Consider the following 15,996-nt stretch of genomic DNA (forward strand, 5'->3'; position numbering starts at 1 on the left):
AGCACGGCACCGGCCAACACGCCGCCGCCGGCCAGCAGCCACGGGCGGCGCGACACCGTGCCGCGCTGGCCGGCAAACACTTCGGCGGCCGCGCGGCGTACGATGCGGCGCGTGACGGCACGGCGATTTTCCACATAGGCGCCCAGCAGCGCGCGATCGCACAGCAGGTTGATACGGCGCGGCACGCCGCCCGTCAATTGGTGCACGAGACGCGTCACGTTGGCGCCGAACGGCGTGGGGCCCGTGGCCCCGGCAACGGCCAGGCGGTGGCCGATGTACTGGGCCGTCTCGGCGGCCGTCAGCGAGCCCAGGTGATAGCGGGCGATGACGCGCTGGGCCAGCTGCTCCAGCTCCGGCCGGGCCAGCATCGTGCGCAGTTCGGGTTGGCCGATCAGGATAATCTGCAGCAGCTTGCGCTCGCTCGTTTCCAGGTTCGTCAGCAGGCGCAGCTGTTCCAGCACGGCGGCCGACAGGTTCTGCGCCTCGTCGATGACGAGCACATTGTGCAGGCCCTGGGCATGGCTTTCCAGCAGGTGGCGGTTGATGGCGTCGACATAGCCCTTGACGGACAGGGCGCCATCCGTGGCGGCCGGCAGCGCCACGCGGAATTCGTCGCATACGGACAGCAGCAGTTCCTCCACCGACAGCTTGGGATTGAAGATATACGCGAGCCGGCAATCCGGCGGGATCTGCTCGATGAAGCAGCGGCACACGGTGGTCTTGCCGGCGCCGATCTCGCCCGTCAGCAGCACGAAGCCGCCGCCGCTGCCCACGCCATACAGCAGGTGGGCCAGCGCTTCGCGGTGGCGCTCGCTCATGAACAGGTAGCGCGGATCGGGCGCGATGGAAAACGGTGACTGCTTCAGCTGGAAGAATTGCGTGTACATGGAACCTTGTCGTGGCGGCCTGGCGTTTTACTGGCGCAGCGCGGGCGGCAGCGGCTTGAATTTGGCGCAGAAGATCTTGGACTGGCGGTTGGCGTACACGATGCGCCCGCCGGCGCGTGCCTCCCGCACGGGAAAGCGGGACCGGTCGATTTTCGCAAAGCGCACGCCGGACTGGGCGGCGATGGCCGTCTCCAGTTGCTCCGGGGTGGCGGCGGCGAGCGCGCCGACGAAGCTGTAACGGAAGGTCTCGTCGCTGACGATGACTTCACGCACGGGAAAGCCCCACAAGGTGGCCTCGGGCGTGCGGAACCAGTAGGCGCCGCCCTCGCGCTTGTAGGGCTTGCCGAAGAAGCGCACCATGTAATCGTAATAGTAACGGTTGGACGTTTCGTCGCGGCACAGCAGGCCGTTGCCGACGACGGTGCCGAAATGGCTGGGCACGGCGGCCGTGGCGCCGGTACCCAGTGCCATGCCGGCCAGCACGGCCGCGCGCAGGTGGCGCAGCCACGGCCTTACAGCTTTTGCAACCATGCCCGGTTCGCGCTGATCCGCGCTTTGGCGGCGGCAGGCAAGGCTTCGTAGCAGCCCGGATACTGCTTCAGGGCGCTTTCGCGGATTTCCTTTTCCGCCCCGTTTATCAGGAAGACATACACCACTGTCGCCCCCTGATCGGTTTTCCGTGTCCCTAAGTACTTGATCATGTCTCGCTTCTCCAGGCGCCCATTATGACATTTCTCCGCGCGGCGCGGCAGGGGCTTACGCTGCACTGCACAATTGACTCGGCAGTAAAAGGTCTTTTGATGGTATTATAGAAAGTTCCGAATCGACGCTTTTCTAAAAAAGACCTCATGACCAAAGTACTCGCCGCCCTGACCCTGCTGCTGAGCTGTACCGCTTCCCATGGCGCCCAGGTTGCCGTCGCCGCCGCCCAATCGTCCACCAGCCTCGTGAACACTGCCGTGCAGGCGTCGCCCCAGGCCGCCGCGCCTGCCCGCGCCCGCTCCACCGCCATCGATTCCGTGCCCGTGGCTCCGCTGCTGGCAACGGGCCTGCTGCTGAGCGTGCTGGGCTTCCGCCGCCAGCGCAACGAACTGTTCCGCTGATCCGCTCCCGCTGAACCCTGCCGCCGGCTGGCCGCCCAGCCGGCGGTTTTGCATCTGACGCCACGTTTTCGCGCGTTCGTCGCTTGACGCTGCGCGCCGCGCCGGACTTGTCATATCGTCCTGATCATCATTCATCGATCAGCGACCGACACCATGACCAAGCCCTCCCCCCGCTTCGCCCGTTTCACTTCCTCCACTCTGTTGGTGCTGGGCAGCCTGGCCGCAGCCGCCGTTGCCGCGGCCCCCGCGACCGTTGTCGAGACGCGACAGGTCGGCGCCTTCCGCGCCGTCGACCTGTCAGGCCCCTTCGACGTCGTCGTCGACGCGCAGGCACCCCATGGCGTGCGCCTCGAAGGCATGGCCGGCGAGCTGGCCGACATCGACACCACGGTCGAGAACGAGACCCTGGTGATCCGCCGGCGCGACCGCAAGGGCTGGCACTTCAGCTTCGGCAAGCGCAACGAGCCCGTGACTGTCCGGGTCGGCGCGCCGCGCTTGTCCAGCCTGAAAATGAGCGGCAGCGGCGATGTGCAACTGCAGCATGTCCAGGCCGACAGCCTGCAGCTGACGGCCGCCGGGCCGGGCGACCTGCGCGCCGACGGTACCGTGCGCGAACTCGTGTTGCGGGTCAGCGGCAGCGGCGATGTCGACTTGCGCCAGCTGCGCCCGGCGACAATGCGGGCCCACCTGTCCGGCCCCGGCGACGTGGAAGCGGCGGGCGTCACGGGCGAACTGCACGTCGAGCAGACGGGCTCGGGCGACCTGGCCGTGAAGGACCTGCGCAGCGACCTCGTCAACGCTACCTTGCGCGGCCCGGGCGCCGTGTCGCTGCAGGGCCGCAGCCGCGAAATCCGCGCCATCGTGGCCGGCTCGGGCGACCTGGACGCCTGCCCGCTGGCCGTCGACAGCGCCAACGCCACCTTGACGGGGCCGGGCAACGCCTGCCTGGCCGGCACCATCGGCCGGCTCAAGGCCGTAGTGCACGGCTCGGGCGACCTGGAGTGCCGCGACCTGCGGGCCGAGCAGCTGGGCCTCGTTATCAGCGGCCCCGGCAACGCCACCCTGTCCGGCAGCACGGCCACCCTGGACGCGCAGCTGACGGGCTCGGGCAACCTGGAAGGCCGCGCGCTGCAGGCCGGGCAGGCCAACGTCACGGTGCGGGGCCCGGGCACGGCCACCGTCAACGTGCGTGGCAAGCTGGAAACCGGGGCACGCCAGTTGGCCGGCAACGGCCAGCCGCGCCTCGTCGTGGTCGACCGGCGCGGCACGCACGACGGCAACGACTGACGCCGCCCTCCCCCTTCCCGTCGCCCCGGAACCGGCAGTTCCGGGGCGACGTCGTTTACGCCGCCGTCATCCTCTGGTATTAGGTCCACGGGCCAGCCGAGATACCAAATCCAATACCATTCCGTTCGCGGAAATATACCTACAAATCAATGGCTTACCAAAACTCGAAGGCGGAGGTTGCTGACACGTATGCAACGCTTTTCAATACCAGTTAAATACCTGTTGACAAGCTGGTTTGGCCGCCCGTATAGTGCCCCACAGCCCAACTACCCTGCAGAACATGATCGAATATCTCATTGGCGTCGACGGCGGCGGTACCAAGACCGTGGTACGGCTGGCCCGTCCCGACGGCAGCCTGCTGGCCGAAGGCAGCGGCGGTCCATCCGGCCTGCTGCACGGCATCCAGAATGCGTGGCACTCGGTCGAGGAAGCAATCGCATCGGCCTTCGCCGCGGCCGGCATCGCTCCGGTACCGCGCGCGGCGCTGGCCGTCGGCCTCGGCCTGGCCGGCGTGCATAACCGCCAGTGGGGCGACAACTTCGTCGCCGCCAATCCCGGCTATGCCGCCGTGGCGCTGGAGACGGATGCCTACACGACGGTGCTGGGCGCCCACGCCGGCCAGCCGGGCGCCATCATCGCGCTGGGCACGGGCAGCGTCGGCGAGATCCTGTGCGCCGATGGCAGCCGGCGCGAAGTGGGCGGCTGGGGCTTCCCGGCCGGCGACGAAGCGGGCGGCGCCTGGATCGGCCTGCGCGCCGTCAACCATATCCAGCAGGTGGTCGACGGCCGGGTGCCGGCCAATGCCTTTGCCGATGCCGTCATCGAGGCCTGCGGCGGCTCGCGCGACCGCATCCAGGTGTGGCTGGCCAATGCCAGCCAGACCCAGTATGCGCAACTGGCCCGGCTGGTACTGCAGTTCGCCCCTGGCGAGAAAACGGCGCGCGCCATCCTGCTCGAAGCGGGCCGCCAGGTGGCGCTGATCGCCCGTGCGCTCGATGCCACCGGCACCTTGCCGATCGCCCTGTGCGGCGGCCTGGGGGAACCGATGCACCCTTACCTGCCGGCCGACCTGCTGGCCGCCATCGTCGCACCCCGGGGCGACTCCGCCAGCGGGGCGCTGCGCCTGATCCAACAACACCTGAAGGAGTAAGCCGTGCTGGCCCAGTTGCGCGATTTCCATCCCGATGCGTCGAGCGATACCCCCCTGTACATGCAGCTGGCGAACAAGCTGTCCGACGGCATCGCCAGCGGCGACTGGCGTGCCAACGAGGCGCTGCCTTCCGAGCGCGTGCTGTCGGAGATGCTGCAGATTTCGCGCGTGACGGCGCGCAAGGCCATCGACATGCTGTGCGACCGCGGCATGCTGACGCGCCGGCGCGGCTCCGGCACCTACATCACGCCCAAGCTGGAGCAGCCCCTGTCGCGCCTGACCAGCTTTTCCGAGGAGCTGCGCCAGCGCGGCTTCACGGCCGGCTCGCGCTGGCTGCAGCGCGAGATCGGCATCGCCGCGCCGCTGGAACTGCTGTCGCTGGGCCTGTCGCCGAACATGCCGGTGGCGCGCCTGAAGCGGTTGCGCACGGCCGACGACGTCGTCATGGCCATCGAAACCTCCACCATCCCGGCCGTCTACGTGCCGAACCCGCACAGCGTGACGGACTCGCTGTACGGCTACCTGGAATCGAACGGCACCATCCCGATGCGCGCGCTGCAGCATATCCGCGCCATCAATGCCAATACCGAACAGGCCAGGCTGGCCAATATCGCCCCTGGCACCGCCATGCTGCACATCACCCGCGTGAGTTACCTGGACAGCGGCGCCGCCGTGGAACTGACCCACTCGTGGTGCCGCAGTGACTATTACGAATTTGTAGCGGAGTCGCGTCGATGAACGATGCCATCAAACACAACACCATCACCGGCAATATCCTCACCCCGGGTGGCTGGATCAACGGCGCCCTGAACTTCGGCGACAAGGTCGAAGGCATCGACGGCGCCGCGTGCGACCCGCATGCCAACGGCGACGACTACATCCTGCCCGGCTTCATCGACCTGCACGTGCACGGCGGCGGCGGCAAGGACGTGATGGAAGGGGGCGACGCGGTGCACCGCATCGCCGCCATCCACGCCCGCCACGGCACCACCAGCCTGCTGGCGACGACGATGACGGCCCCGCCCGAGGACATCGACGTGGCCTTGAGCGCCATCGGCGCGGCCGTGCGTGCGCGCGGCAGGAACGAGGCGCGCGTGCTGGGTGCCCACCTGGAAGGCCCCTACATCAACTCCGGCAAGCTGGGAGCGCAGCCGAACTACGCGCGTGCCGCCACCCTGGAGGAAGTCAAGCGCCTGGAGACCCTGGCGCCGCTGAAGGTCATCACGGTGGCGCCCGAAATCGCCGGCCACCTGGGCCTGGTGCGCGAACTGGCCGACGAAGGCGTGCGCGTGCAGATCGGCCACACGCTCGGCTCCTACGACGACGGCGTGGCCGCGCTGGAGCACGGCGCCTCCGGCTTCACGCACCTGTTCAACGCCATGAGCGGCCTGCACCACCGCGAGCCCGGCATGGTGGGCGCGGCGCTGGCGCATGCCCAGTTCGCCGAACTGATTCCCGACCTGCTGCACGTGCACCCAGGCGCCATCAAGACGGCGCTGCGGGCCATTCCCCGCCTGTACTGCGTCAGCGATTCGACCGCCGCCACCGGCATGCCCGATGGCGAATACATGCTGGGCCGGCACACGGTCCACAAATGCATGGGCGGCGTACGCCTGCCCGACGGCACCCTGGCCGGCAGCACGCTGACCCTGGACCAGGCGCTGCGCAACCTGGTCGGCCTGGGCCTGGACCTGGCCGACGCTTCCGCGCGCGTGTCCACCCATGCCGCCGATTACCTTGGCCTGCCCGACCGGGGCCGCATCGCACCGGGTACGTGGTCCGACTTCGTCGTGCTGGACCGCGACCTGAAACTCAAAGCCGTTTATATCGAAGGAGAACGTTGTGACCTCAATGATGCTTAAAGAAGCCCTGTCCGCGTCGGAATGCGTCGCGCTGCAACTGGCGCACGATGGCGACCGCTACGCGGAACTGGGCCGCAAGCTGAGGAGCACCTCCTTCGCCACGGCGCTCACCGTCGCGCGCGGCAGCTCGGACCATGCGTCGAACTACATCGCCTACCTGATCATGGCGCGTCTGGGCCGCGTGGTCGCCTCGCTGCCGATGTCGCTGGTCACCCTGAACAAGTCGCCGTTGAAGACGCGCGACACGCTGACCATCGCCGTCTCGCAATCGGGCCAGAGCCCGGACGTGGTGGAACCGATCCGCTACTTCCGCGACGGCGGCGCCACCACCGTGGCCCTCGTCAACGATATCGACTCGCCGCTGGCCCAGGCGGCCGAATGGGCGATGCCGCTGCGCGCGGGCAAGGAGCAAAGCGTGGCCGCGACGAAAAGCTTCATCACGTCGCTGGTGGCCGGCGCGCGCATGGTGGCGCAGTGGCAGAACGACCCGGAACTGCTGGACGGCCTGGCCGCCCTGCCCGAGGCGCTGCACGCGGCCGGCCAGGCCGACTGGTCGCCCGCACTGGATGTGCTGGCACCGGCCCGCAACATCATGGTCGTCGGGCGCGGCATCAGCTTCCCCGTGGCGCTGGAGTCGGCACTGAAATTCAAGGAGACCTCGGCCCTGCAAGCCGAAGCGTTCTCCGGCGCCGAAATCAAGCACGGCCCGATGGCGCTGATCGAGGAAGGCTATCCGCTGCTGATCTTCGCCACCCGCGGTCCGACCCAAGCGGGCCTGCTGGCACTGGCCGACGAGATGCGCGGGCGCGGCGCGCGCGTGCTGCTGGCCGCCCCGGCGGACGTGGCCGGGCGCGACCTGACCCTGCCCGTGGCAGCCACGCCGGACCTCGACCCGATCGTCGCGATCCAGGCCTTCTACGTGATGGCGGCGCAGCTGTCGGCCGCGCGCGGCATGGACCCGGACCGTCCGCGCCACCTGTCCAAAGTCACCAAGACCAACTGATGCCAAGGGCCATGCTGACAGCGCTCGTCATCGCGGGCGCGGCGACGATGACCGGTGCGCTTGCCGCGCCGGCGCCGGTCCAGAAAATCGAGTTCTGGACCTTCAGCATGAAGCCCAAGTTCACGCCCTACTTCGACGGCATCGTGCGCAACTACGAGGCGGCCAACCCCGGCGTCAACGTCGAATGGGTCGACTTCCCCTGGGATATCATCCAGACCAAGCTGGTCACGCGCATCGTCGCCGGCACGCCGCCGGCGCTGGTCAACCTGAACGTGCCATGGGCCGACGAATTCGCCCGCGACGGCCTGCTGCAGCCGGTCGACGCGCTGCTGGGCCAGGACCGTTCGCGCTACCTGAAAAGCACGCTGGAAGACCTGACCTTCGGCGGGCGCACCTACGGCTTCCCCCTGTACAGCAACGTCGCCGTCATCGCCTACAACCGCCAGATCTTCCAGGCCGCCGGCATCCCCCATCCGCCCCGCAGCCTGGACGAGCAGCTGGCCTTCGCCCGCCAGATCGCCCTGCGCACGGGCAAGGCTGGCCTGTGCCCGGCGCTGGCCAAGATCGATGGCCTGATGATGCAGCAGGGCCTGCCCGTGATCAAGAATGGCCGCGCCGTGTTCAATTCGCCCGCCCACGTGGCATTGATCCGCAAGCTGGCCGACACGTACAAGGTGGGCGGCCTGTTGAAGGACAGCCTGTTCGCCGAGGATAACTTCCCCGCCGCCATCGACGCCTACAAGGGCGGGCGGCTGGGCATGCTGCTGGCGCCGCCGACGGCCGTGGGCCGCATCGCCGCCGACGCGCGCGACATCTATGCCGTCACCGGCGTCGCCCCCGCCCCGCTGGGCCCGACGGGCATCGCCGACGGCGGCTGGCTGATCCACTTCGGCGTGCCGGTCGGCGTCGACAATACCCTGCTGCCCGCTATCGGCAAGTTCGCCCGCTATCTGACGGGCGACGCCAACCAGCTGGCTTTCGCCAAGGCCGCCAGCGTCTACCCCGCGTCCGCCCGCGCCGCCGCCGACCCGTTCTTCACCACCGTGCCGCCGAACGCGGGCGCGGCCGAAAAAGCCGTCGCCGCCGGCGCCGTCTCGATGCCCCATTCGCACACCCTGTACGTGGCCGGCGTCACCGACTACGACGAACTGCGGCGCAGCCTCGTCAAGGCCGTGGAGGCCGGCGTCACGGGCCGCCAGGACATCCAGCAAGCCCTCGACCAGGCCGTCGCCATCTGGAACCGCAAGCTGGCCAGGCAGTTCCCGGCACCGGCCTCGGCAGTCTCCTGCTGTGCCACCGCTGCGCTCGCGTCCACCTTGGGGGCGCAGCAGGGGTTTCAGGGAGCCCAGCTCCCTGCCTGCGCAGCGGGCAATGGCCTGCCAGCCATTGCCCCTGCAGACCCCGACAAGGACACGAGCCCATCCGCAAGAGCGTTCGCAGATGCAATAATCTTTGCACCCGCGAGTCGAACAAGTATGTACTCTGTAGTTGAGGCCGTGTCCATATCGGGGTCTGACCCCACGGTGGACACGAACTCGGCTATTGCGTTGGCGGGGGCGCCATGAGCCGCCATGCGCTGGTGGCGTGGCTGTTCCTGGCGCCGGCCTTGCTTCTGCTGGCCGTGTTTTCGTTCTGGCCGGTGGGCTTCGGGTCCTATCTCGCATTTACCGACTACAGCCTGATCCGGCCAACGCATTGGGTGGGGCTGGAGAACTTCCGCTATATCTTCGAGAACGAGATGTTCGTCACGGGGCTGCGTAACTCCATCGTGTTCCTGCTGATGGTGCCCTTCGTGCAGGTGGGCGCGCTGGCGCTGGCCGTGCTGGTGAATAACCAGCTGCCGGGTATCCGGCTGTTTCGCGCAGCCTTCTATGTGCCGGTGGTAACGACGGTGTCCGTGGTCGGCATCATGTGGGGCTTCATGTTCCACGAACAGGGCACGCTCAACTACGTGCTGATGCTGTTCCGGCTGGTCGACGCGCCCGTGGGCTGGCTGTCGCATGACGGCATCGCGCTGTTCGCCATCATGTTCGTCACGCTGTGGCGGGGCCTGGGCTGGTATATGGTGATGTACCTGGCCGCGCTGCAGGCCGTGCCGGCCGACATGCAGGAAGCGGCCATCCTCGATGGCGCCAACCGCTGGCAGCGCTTCTGGAAGATCACCGTGCCGATGCTGCGCCCGACGATTGCCGTCTGCACCATCCTGTCCGTGCTGGCCGCGCTGAAGGCGTACCAGGAAGTGGACGTGCTGACCCAGGGCGGTCCGATGAATTCCACCTTCACGGCCCTGTACTACGCCTACGACCAGGGCCTGAAGCACCTGAAGCTGCCGCGCGCGCTGGCGGCCAGCTTCGTCGTCTCGCTGCTGTGCATCGGCATCGCCCTGGCCTGCCTGCGCTACCTGAAGCCGAAGCACCGATGAAAAAGCTGGCCCACTATCTGCTGCTGTCGGCCATCGCGCTGCTGTGCGTCTTCCCGTTCTGGTGGACCCTGGTGACGGCCATCTCCACCGAGGGCAATGTGTTTGCCTTCCCGCCCACGTTCTGGCCGAAGGCGCCGTCGCTGGAGAACTTCGCCGAAGTGTTCCGCGTCATTCCCCTGATGACCTTCTTCAAGAACTCCGTGCTGATCGCCGCCTGCACCGTGCTGTGGAAGCTCGTGCTGTGCTCCATGGCCGCCTACCCGCTGGCGCGCATGCACTTCAAGGGCCGCAAAATGGTGTTCGGCCTGATCCTGGCCACCCTCGTGCTGCCGTCGGAAGTGAACTTCCTCGTCAACTTCATCACGGTGACCAAGCTGTCGCTGGTCGATACCTACACGGGCGTGATCCTGCCGAACATCGTCACGGCCGTGGCCATCCTGCTCCTGAAGCAGGCCTTCGAGGAAGTGCCGCAGGACCTGATCGACGCCGCCCGGGTCGACGGCGCCTCCGAATGGACCATCTTCACCCGCATCATGCTGCCCCTGATCGCCCCGTGGCTGGCCACGGTCGGCATCCTGACGGCCGTGGAAGCGTGGAACGAATACATCTGGCCGTCCATCGTGATGAGCAAGCCGGACGAATTTCCCCTGTCGGTGGGCGTGCTGTACCTGCGCGGCACCTTCGGCAGCAGCACGCGCGTCATCGCCGCCGGCACCATCCTGACCATCCTGCCCACCCTGGCCGCCTTCCTGTTCGCCCAGCGCTTCTTCATGCGCGGCATGGACGGCGCCGTGAAATGACACCATGAACCACGACGACACCCGCGACCTGCGCCGCCTGGCCGGCCAGCTGATCATGATCCGCTTCCCCGGCACCGAGCTCGATGCCGACATGGCCGACTTCCTGCGCGCCAACGGCATTCGCGCCGTCTGCCTGTTCCGCCAGAACATGCAGGACGCGGCCCAGCTGACGAAACTCACCGCCGACCTGCGCGCCGCCATGGGACCCGAAGCGCTGATCGCCATCGACCAGGAAGGCGGCGCCGTCGTGCGCGCCACCTGGGTGCCGGCGCCACCCGCGGCCATGGCCCTGGGCGCAGCTGACGACACGGACCTGGCCCGCCGCACCGGCGCCGCCGTGGCGCGGGCCGTGCGCTCGCTGGGCTTCAACTGGAACTTCGCGCCCGTGCTGGACCTGAACAACAACCCGGACAATCCCGTCATCGCCGAACGCTCCTTCGGCGCGGACCCGCGGCGTGCCACCGAGCTGGCGCTGGCCTGGATGGCAGGCAGCGCCGCCGAAGGCGTGGCCTGCTGCGTCAAGCACTTCCCCGGCCACGGCGACACCAATGTCGACTCGCACCGCGCGCTGCCGACGGTGGCGAAACCGGTGGCCGAGCTGGAAGCATTCGAGCTGCTGCCCTTCCAGCAGGCCGCGCCGCACGCGCCGGCCATGATGACGGCCCATATCGTCTACCCCGCCATCGACGCCGACCATCCGGCCACGATGTCCCCGGCCATCCTCCGGGGCCTGCTGCGCGACCAGTGGCACTACCAGGGCGTCATCATCACGGACGGCATGGACATGCATGCCATCGCCCACCACTACGGCGTGGGCAACGCGGCCGTCAAGGCGCTGGCCGCCGGGGCGGACATGGTGATGGCCCTGGGCACCCGCGCGACCCAGGAAGAAACGCTGGACGCCATCGCCCGCGCCCTGACCGACGGTACGGTGCCGCGCGCCCAGGTCGACGCCAGCCTGGCGCGCCTGGCCGCGCTGGCCAGCGACTACCCCTGCACGCCCGGCGAATACGATCAGGATGCGGCCGACCGTGAGCTGATGGCCGAAGCCTGGCGCCGCGCGCTGACGGCCCGGGGCAATCCCCAACGCCCCGCCGGCAAGGCGGTGCGGCTGGTGGTGCGGCAGGACACCATCAGCGACGGCGTCTCCGAGGCAGGCGTGCCGGCCGCCGTGCTGGCCGCCTCGCTGGGCCGCTTGTATGACGTGGAAGTGGTGACGTTCGCCGACGCCGAAAGCTTCGACTGGGCCGCGCTGCCAAACGACGGCCGCTTCACGATACTGGCTTCGACCTCGCGCCTTCGCTACGGCCCGCACGCCCGCGCCACGTGGCGCCCGGATCTGCACCTGGCACTGTGGAACCCCTACCAGGCGCTCGATATCGCCGCCCCCGCCCTGCTGACCTACGGCTTCGCCGCGCCCGCGCTGGACGCCGTCAACGGCTGGCTGGCCGGCGCCGACGCACCTGGCCGTTGCCCCGTGCCGGGCCTGGCTTGACGAATACCTTCCAACCCTGACGAAGAGCGCCGATGGACACGACGAAGAAAAGCCGCAGCCCGCTGATGTGGGTCCCCACCCTGTACCTGGCCCAGGGCCTGCCGTTCTTTTCGGTGGCGCTGATCGCCAGCATGATGTTCAAGAGCATGGGCGTGCCGAACACGGACATCGCCCACTGGACCGCCTACATCGGCATGGCGTGGATCTTCAAGCCCCTGTGGAGTCCCTTCCTGGAACTGGCCAGCAGCAAGAAGCTCGTCGTCGTCACCTTCCAGCTGCTGAGCGGCGTCTTCTTCGGCCTCGTGGCGCTGTCGCTGCACCTGCCGTTCTGGCTGGGCGCCAGCGTGGCGATGCTGGCCTGCGTGGCCATCAGCGCGGCCACCCACGATATCGCCTGCGACGGCGTCTACATCACCAGCCTGTCGGAGAAGCAGCAGGCGCAGTATGCCGGCTGGACCGGCACCTTCTTCAACGCCGGCCGCTTCATCGCCCTGGGCGGGCTCGTGATCCTGGCCGGTACGCTGGAAAAGTCGCACGGCGTGGTGCCGGCATGGACGACCATCTTCGTCATCCTGGCCGTGACGATGGCACTGCTCGCGGCGTATCACGCGTGGACCCTGCCGCTGGCGAAAAATCCCGTGACGGAGAAAACCACCGTGGCCGGCATCACGGACACCCTGTGGGAAGTGATCGTCGACTACGTGCGCAAACCCGGCATCTGGATGTCGATCCTGTTCATCATCATGTTCCGCGCCGGCGAGGCCCAGGTGCAGACCATCGGTCCCCTGTTCCTGCGCGACGCGCTCGACAAGGGCGGCCTGGGCCTGACGACGGCCCAGGTGGGGACCGTCTACGGCACCAGCGGCACCATCGCCTTCATCGTCGGCTCGATCGCCGGCGGCTACTTCACGTCATGGCTCAGCCTGCGCCGAGCCATGATCTTCCTGATCCTGGCCGTGAACCTGCCCAACCTCGTGTTCTACTTCCTGGCGACGTGGCTGCCGACCGACCTGACCGTCATCGGCGCGGCCCTGAGCCTGGAGATGTTCGGCTACGGCTTCGGCTTCGTGGGCATCATCCTGTACATGATGCAGGTGGTCGCGCCGGGCAAATACCAGACCGCCCACTATGCCTTCTCGACCGGCATCATGCAGCTGGGCTTCGTGCTGTTCAAGTTCTTCAGCGGTGACTTCCAGGCCTGGCTGGGCTACCAGCAATTCTTCATCTGGGTGCTGCTGTGCGCCATTCCCGTGACCGTGATGGCGCTGTTCCTGCCGATGACGCCACGCGCCAACGTGGCGGCTTCGGCTCCGGATGACGTGCCGGCCGACGTGCCGGCCGGCGTGTCGACCGATTCGCAGGCGGCGGCGCGCTGATGGCGGCCCTTTCGCTGCGCAATATCGTCAAGCGCTACGACGAGCACACCGTCATCCACGGCATCGACCTGGATATCCGCGATGGCGAATTCATCGTCTTCGTGGGGCCGTCCGGCTGCGGCAAGTCGACCCTGCTGCGCATGATCGCCGGCCTGGAATCGATCAGCGGCGGCGAGCTGCACCTCGATGGCCGCCTGGCCAACGACGTGCCGCCGGCCAAACGGGAGCTGGCGATGGTGTTCCAGTCGTATGCCCTGTATCCGCACATGACGGTGTACGAGAACATGGCCTTCGCGCTGCAACTGGCCGGCGGCAGGAAGGATGCCGTGCGCGCGGCCGTGCAGCGCAGCGCCGACATCCTGCAGATCGGCCACCTGCTGCAGCGGCGGCCGAAGGAACTGTCCGGCGGCCAGCGCCAGCGCGTGGCGATCGGCCGCGCCATCGTGCGAAAACCCCGCCTGTTCCTGTTCGACGAACCCCTGTCGAACCTGGACGCCAGCCTGCGCGTGCAGATGCGGGTGGAACTGAGCCGCCTGCATGCCCAGCTGAAGACGACGATGATCTACGTTACGCACGACCAGGTCGAGGCAATGACGCTGGGCGAGCGCATCGTCGTCTTCAACGGCGGCCACATCGAGCAGGTCGGCACGCCCCATGAACTGTACAACGCGCCGGCCAACCTGTTCGTGGCCGGCTTCCTCGGGGCGCCGAAGATGAACTGCATCGGTGGGATCGTCACCGACAGCCTGGCTGGCGGCGACGACGACGGCCTGACCGTGCGGCTGGAGGACGGCACGCTGCTGCGCGCGGACGCCCCGCCGGGGGCAGCGGCGCCGGGCGGACTTGTAACCATCGGTATTCGGCCCGAGCACCTGTGCCTGGCCGCCACCGGCGAAACGGATAACCTGCTGGCGGCCGACATCACCCACGTCGAATACCTGGGCGACCAGAGCGTGCTGCATGCCGCCGTGCCCGGGGCGACCGCGCCCGTGGCCCTGAAACACGTGGCGCAGGGCGATGTCCCGCAGCCGGGCAGCCGCGTCATGCTGCATCTGCCGGCCCGCCATTGCCTGGTGTTCGACGGCGCGGGCCGCGCGCTGCCCCGCACCGCCCCTTGGCGGAAACAGGCCGTTACAAAAGCGTCCATTTGAAACCCGGCTGTGGGTGGATTTATGGGACAATAAGTGTTTGTCTACTTGATTGAAGGATCATTTCATCATGCCTCAGTTCCGTATCGCTCGCCTCAGCCTTCTCCTGGCTGCCATCGGCCTGTCGGCCGTGCCCGCGTTGACCCCCGCCTTCGCCCAGGACAAGCCGGCAGCCCCGGCTGCCGAGGCGCCGAAGGATTCCGTGCGCCCGGAGATCTTCAAGCTGGTGGAGCCGGCTCAGATCAAGACCCTGCTCGAAGCGAAGAATTACACCGAAGTGCAGAGCCGCCTGGACCAGGCCGAAGCCCTGCCGAACAAGACCCCGTATGAGACCTTCGTGCTGAACCGCATGCGCATTTCGCTGGGCTCGGCCACGAACAACACCCAGATGACGACGACGGCGCTGGAAGCGGTCATCAACGCCAACAAGCTGCAGCCGTCCGAACAGCGCGACTTCATTGCTGCCCTGGGCAATATGTACTACAACGCCAAGGAATACCAGAAGGCGATCACGTGGTTCAACCGCTACCAGACCGAAACGGGCGACAACAAGATGCGCCCGTATATCATCCGCGCCTACTATTTCAGCAATGACTTCGCCACCGCCAAGACGGAGCTGATGAAGGACCTGGAAGCGGCGCAGAAGGCCGGCACCGCACCGAAGCTGGAAGAGCTGCAGCTGCTGGCCAACACGGGCGCCAAGACGAAGGACCAGGCTACCTACCTGCTGGCCGTGGAGAACCTGGTTCGCTACTACCCTTCGGACGACTACTGGATCGACCTGCTGAGCCGCACCCAGGGCAAGGCCACCTACTCGACCCGCTTCGCGCTGGACGTGTACCGCCTGCAGAAGGCCGCCGTGTCGAAGATGTCGGCCGAGGACTATGCCGAGATGGCCGACCTGGCCCTGCTGGCCGGCCAGCCGATCGAGGCGAAGCAGGCACTGGACGCCGGCTTCTCGGCGGGCGTGCTGGGCAAGGGCCCGAACGCGGATAAGCACAAGAAGCTGCGCGCCCAGGCCGACCGCCAGGCCGCCGACGACATGAAGAACATCGGCAGCGGCGAAGCGTCGGCCCGCAAGTCGAAGAACGGCACGGGCCTGATCAACCTGGGTTGGGCATTCGTGACGATGGGCCAGTACGACAAGGGCATCGCCCTGATCCAGGAAGGTATCGCCAAGGGCGGCCTGCAGAACGCGGAAGACGCCAAGCTGCGCCTCGGTTACTCCTACGCGCTGGCCGGCAAGAAGGACGAAGCCATCAAGACGCTGCAATCGGTGCAAGGCGCCGACGGCCGCGGCGACCTGGCACGCTACTGGACCATCTGGGTGAACCGCCCTGCGGCCGGCGCCGCACCGGCACCAGCCGCGTCGTAATCCTTCGCGCAGCGAGCAAGCGGGAACGGCCCCAGGCCCGACCCGCTTTTTTTACGCCCGCTTTTCTCCTTACACCTGTCTAAGACCC

16 protein-coding genes are annotated in these 15,996 nt (G+C 67.6%); 13 read left to right on the top strand and 3 right to left on the bottom strand.

Annotated elements, in window-relative coordinates; translation table 11 throughout:
* The 3 genes from GM672_RS16525 to GM672_RS16535 form a co-directional block, all read right to left on the bottom strand.
* Positions 1-887, bottom strand: an 887-nt coding sequence (locus GM672_RS16525) for an ExeA family protein (RefSeq protein WP_155471638.1), incomplete at its 3' end; no start/stop codon positions are given.
* A 27-nt stretch (positions 888-914) separates the two neighbouring features.
* Positions 915-1,418 carry a hypothetical protein gene (locus GM672_RS16530; protein WP_155471639.1) on the bottom strand — a complete coding sequence of 168 codons (504 nt, stop codon included), beginning with the start codon at positions 1,416-1,418 and terminating at the stop codon, positions 915-917.
* The gene (locus GM672_RS16535) at positions 1,400-1,588 is read right to left on the bottom strand and encodes a hypothetical protein (RefSeq protein ID WP_155471640.1); all 189 of its coding nucleotides are present in this window, start codon (positions 1,586-1,588) and stop codon (positions 1,400-1,402) included. The genes GM672_RS16530 and GM672_RS16535 overlap by 19 nt, the downstream gene beginning before the upstream one ends.
* 147 nt (positions 1,589-1,735) lie before the next feature.
* On the opposite strand from GM672_RS16535, the gene GM672_RS16540 reads away from it, so the two are divergent.
* From GM672_RS16540 to GM672_RS16600, 13 genes are all read left to right on the top strand, one after another.
* Positions 1,736-1,990, top strand: coding sequence for a hypothetical protein (locus tag GM672_RS16540; RefSeq protein ID WP_155471641.1), 255 nt, complete (start codon positions 1,736-1,738; stop codon positions 1,988-1,990).
* A 153-nt stretch (positions 1,991-2,143) separates the two neighbouring features.
* Positions 2,144-3,277 (top strand): GIN domain-containing protein, encoded by a 1,134-nt coding sequence (locus GM672_RS16545; protein WP_155471642.1) that lies wholly within the window; start codon positions 2,144-2,146, stop codon positions 3,275-3,277.
* A 280-nt stretch (positions 3,278-3,557) separates the two neighbouring features.
* Entirely contained in the window at positions 3,558-4,427 is an 870-nt protein-coding gene (locus GM672_RS16550; RefSeq protein ID WP_155471643.1) for a glucosamine kinase nucleotide-binding domain-containing protein, read from the top strand.
* 60 nt (positions 4,428-4,487) lie between these two features.
* Positions 4,488-5,165 carry a GntR family transcriptional regulator gene (locus GM672_RS16555; RefSeq protein WP_211517379.1) on the top strand — a complete coding sequence of 226 codons (678 nt, stop codon included), beginning with the start codon at positions 4,488-4,490 and terminating at the stop codon, positions 5,163-5,165.
* The gene (gene nagA / locus GM672_RS16560) at positions 5,162-6,289 is read left to right on the top strand and encodes an N-acetylglucosamine-6-phosphate deacetylase (protein ID WP_155471644.1); all 1,128 of its coding nucleotides are present in this window, start codon (positions 5,162-5,164) and stop codon (positions 6,287-6,289) included. The genes GM672_RS16555 and nagA overlap by 4 nt, the downstream gene beginning before the upstream one ends.
* Positions 6,279-7,292 (top strand): SIS domain-containing protein, encoded by a 1,014-nt coding sequence (locus tag GM672_RS16565; RefSeq protein ID WP_155471645.1) that lies wholly within the window; start codon positions 6,279-6,281, stop codon positions 7,290-7,292. The genes nagA and GM672_RS16565 overlap by 11 nt, the downstream gene beginning before the upstream one ends.
* Positions 7,293-7,303: 11 nt before the next feature.
* Positions 7,304-8,857 (top strand): ABC transporter substrate-binding protein, encoded by a 1,554-nt coding sequence (locus GM672_RS16570; protein WP_229417781.1) that lies wholly within the window; start codon positions 7,304-7,306, stop codon positions 8,855-8,857.
* Complete coding sequence (locus tag GM672_RS16575; RefSeq protein ID WP_155471646.1) at positions 8,854-9,714, top strand: carbohydrate ABC transporter permease; 861 nt, start codon at positions 8,854-8,856, stop codon at positions 9,712-9,714. Before GM672_RS16570 ends, GM672_RS16575 begins: the two co-directional genes overlap by 4 nt.
* Positions 9,711-10,514: a carbohydrate ABC transporter permease gene (locus GM672_RS16580; protein WP_155471647.1), complete on the top strand. Its 804-nt coding sequence runs from the start codon at positions 9,711-9,713 to the stop codon at positions 10,512-10,514. The genes GM672_RS16575 and GM672_RS16580 overlap by 4 nt, the downstream gene beginning before the upstream one ends.
* Positions 10,515-10,518: 4 nt before the next feature.
* Positions 10,519-12,009 carry a beta-N-acetylhexosaminidase gene (gene nagZ, locus GM672_RS16585; protein WP_155471648.1) on the top strand — a complete coding sequence of 497 codons (1,491 nt, stop codon included), beginning with the start codon at positions 10,519-10,521 and terminating at the stop codon, positions 12,007-12,009.
* A 32-nt stretch (positions 12,010-12,041) separates the two neighbouring features.
* Positions 12,042-13,385, top strand: a complete 1,344-nt coding sequence (locus tag GM672_RS16590) for an MFS transporter (protein WP_155471649.1) — start codon at positions 12,042-12,044, stop codon at positions 13,383-13,385.
* A complete protein-coding gene (locus GM672_RS16595; protein ID WP_155471650.1) occupies positions 13,385-14,536 on the top strand; it encodes an ABC transporter ATP-binding protein in 1,152 nt (383 codons plus the stop codon). Before GM672_RS16590 ends, GM672_RS16595 begins: the two co-directional genes overlap by 1 nt.
* Positions 14,537-14,603: 67 nt before the next feature.
* On the top strand, positions 14,604-15,908 hold the full coding sequence (locus GM672_RS16600) for a tetratricopeptide repeat protein (protein WP_155471651.1): 1,305 nt from the start codon (positions 14,604-14,606) through the stop codon (positions 15,906-15,908).
* Positions 15,909-15,996 lie beyond the last annotated feature (88 nt).

The sequence above is a fragment of the Pseudoduganella buxea genome, from assembly GCF_009720835.1.
Lineage (GTDB): Bacteria > Pseudomonadota > Gammaproteobacteria > Burkholderiales > Burkholderiaceae_D > Rugamonas > Rugamonas buxea.

Excerpts from the sequence above, each read along its gene's own strand:
- GM672_RS16580 (WP_155471647.1), top strand. The coding sequence starts at position 9,711 with ATGAAAAAGCTGGCCCACTATCTGCTGCTGTCGGCCATCGCGCTGCTG.
- GM672_RS16570 (WP_229417781.1), top strand. The coding sequence starts at position 7,304 with ATGCTGACAGCGCTCGTCATCGCGGGCGCGGCGACGATGACCGGTGCG.
- GM672_RS16575 (WP_155471646.1), top strand. The coding sequence starts at position 8,854 with ATGAGCCGCCATGCGCTGGTGGCGTGGCTGTTCCTGGCGCCGGCCTTG.
- GM672_RS16590 (WP_155471649.1), top strand. The coding sequence starts at position 12,042 with ATGGACACGACGAAGAAAAGCCGCAGCCCGCTGATGTGGGTCCCCACC.
- GM672_RS16540 (WP_155471641.1), top strand. The coding sequence starts at position 1,736 with ATGACCAAAGTACTCGCCGCCCTGACCCTGCTGCTGAGCTGTACCGCT.
- nagZ (WP_155471648.1), top strand. The coding sequence starts at position 10,519 with ATGAACCACGACGACACCCGCGACCTGCGCCGCCTGGCCGGCCAGCTG.
- GM672_RS16550 (WP_155471643.1), top strand. The coding sequence starts at position 3,558 with ATGATCGAATATCTCATTGGCGTCGACGGCGGCGGTACCAAGACCGTG.
- GM672_RS16545 (WP_155471642.1), top strand. The coding sequence starts at position 2,144 with ATGACCAAGCCCTCCCCCCGCTTCGCCCGTTTCACTTCCTCCACTCTG.
- GM672_RS16595 (WP_155471650.1), top strand. The coding sequence starts at position 13,385 with ATGGCGGCCCTTTCGCTGCGCAATATCGTCAAGCGCTACGACGAGCAC.
- GM672_RS16565 (WP_155471645.1), top strand. The coding sequence starts at position 6,279 with ATGATGCTTAAAGAAGCCCTGTCCGCGTCGGAATGCGTCGCGCTGCAA.
- GM672_RS16555 (WP_211517379.1), top strand. The coding sequence starts at position 4,488 with ATGCAGCTGGCGAACAAGCTGTCCGACGGCATCGCCAGCGGCGACTGG.
- nagA (WP_155471644.1), top strand. The coding sequence starts at position 5,162 with ATGAACGATGCCATCAAACACAACACCATCACCGGCAATATCCTCACC.
- GM672_RS16535 (WP_155471640.1), bottom strand. The coding sequence starts at position 1,588 with ATGATCAAGTACTTAGGGACACGGAAAACCGATCAGGGGGCGACAGTG.
- GM672_RS16530 (WP_155471639.1), bottom strand. The coding sequence starts at position 1,418 with ATGGTTGCAAAAGCTGTAAGGCCGTGGCTGCGCCACCTGCGCGCGGCC.
- GM672_RS16600 (WP_155471651.1), top strand. The coding sequence starts at position 14,604 with ATGCCTCAGTTCCGTATCGCTCGCCTCAGCCTTCTCCTGGCTGCCATC.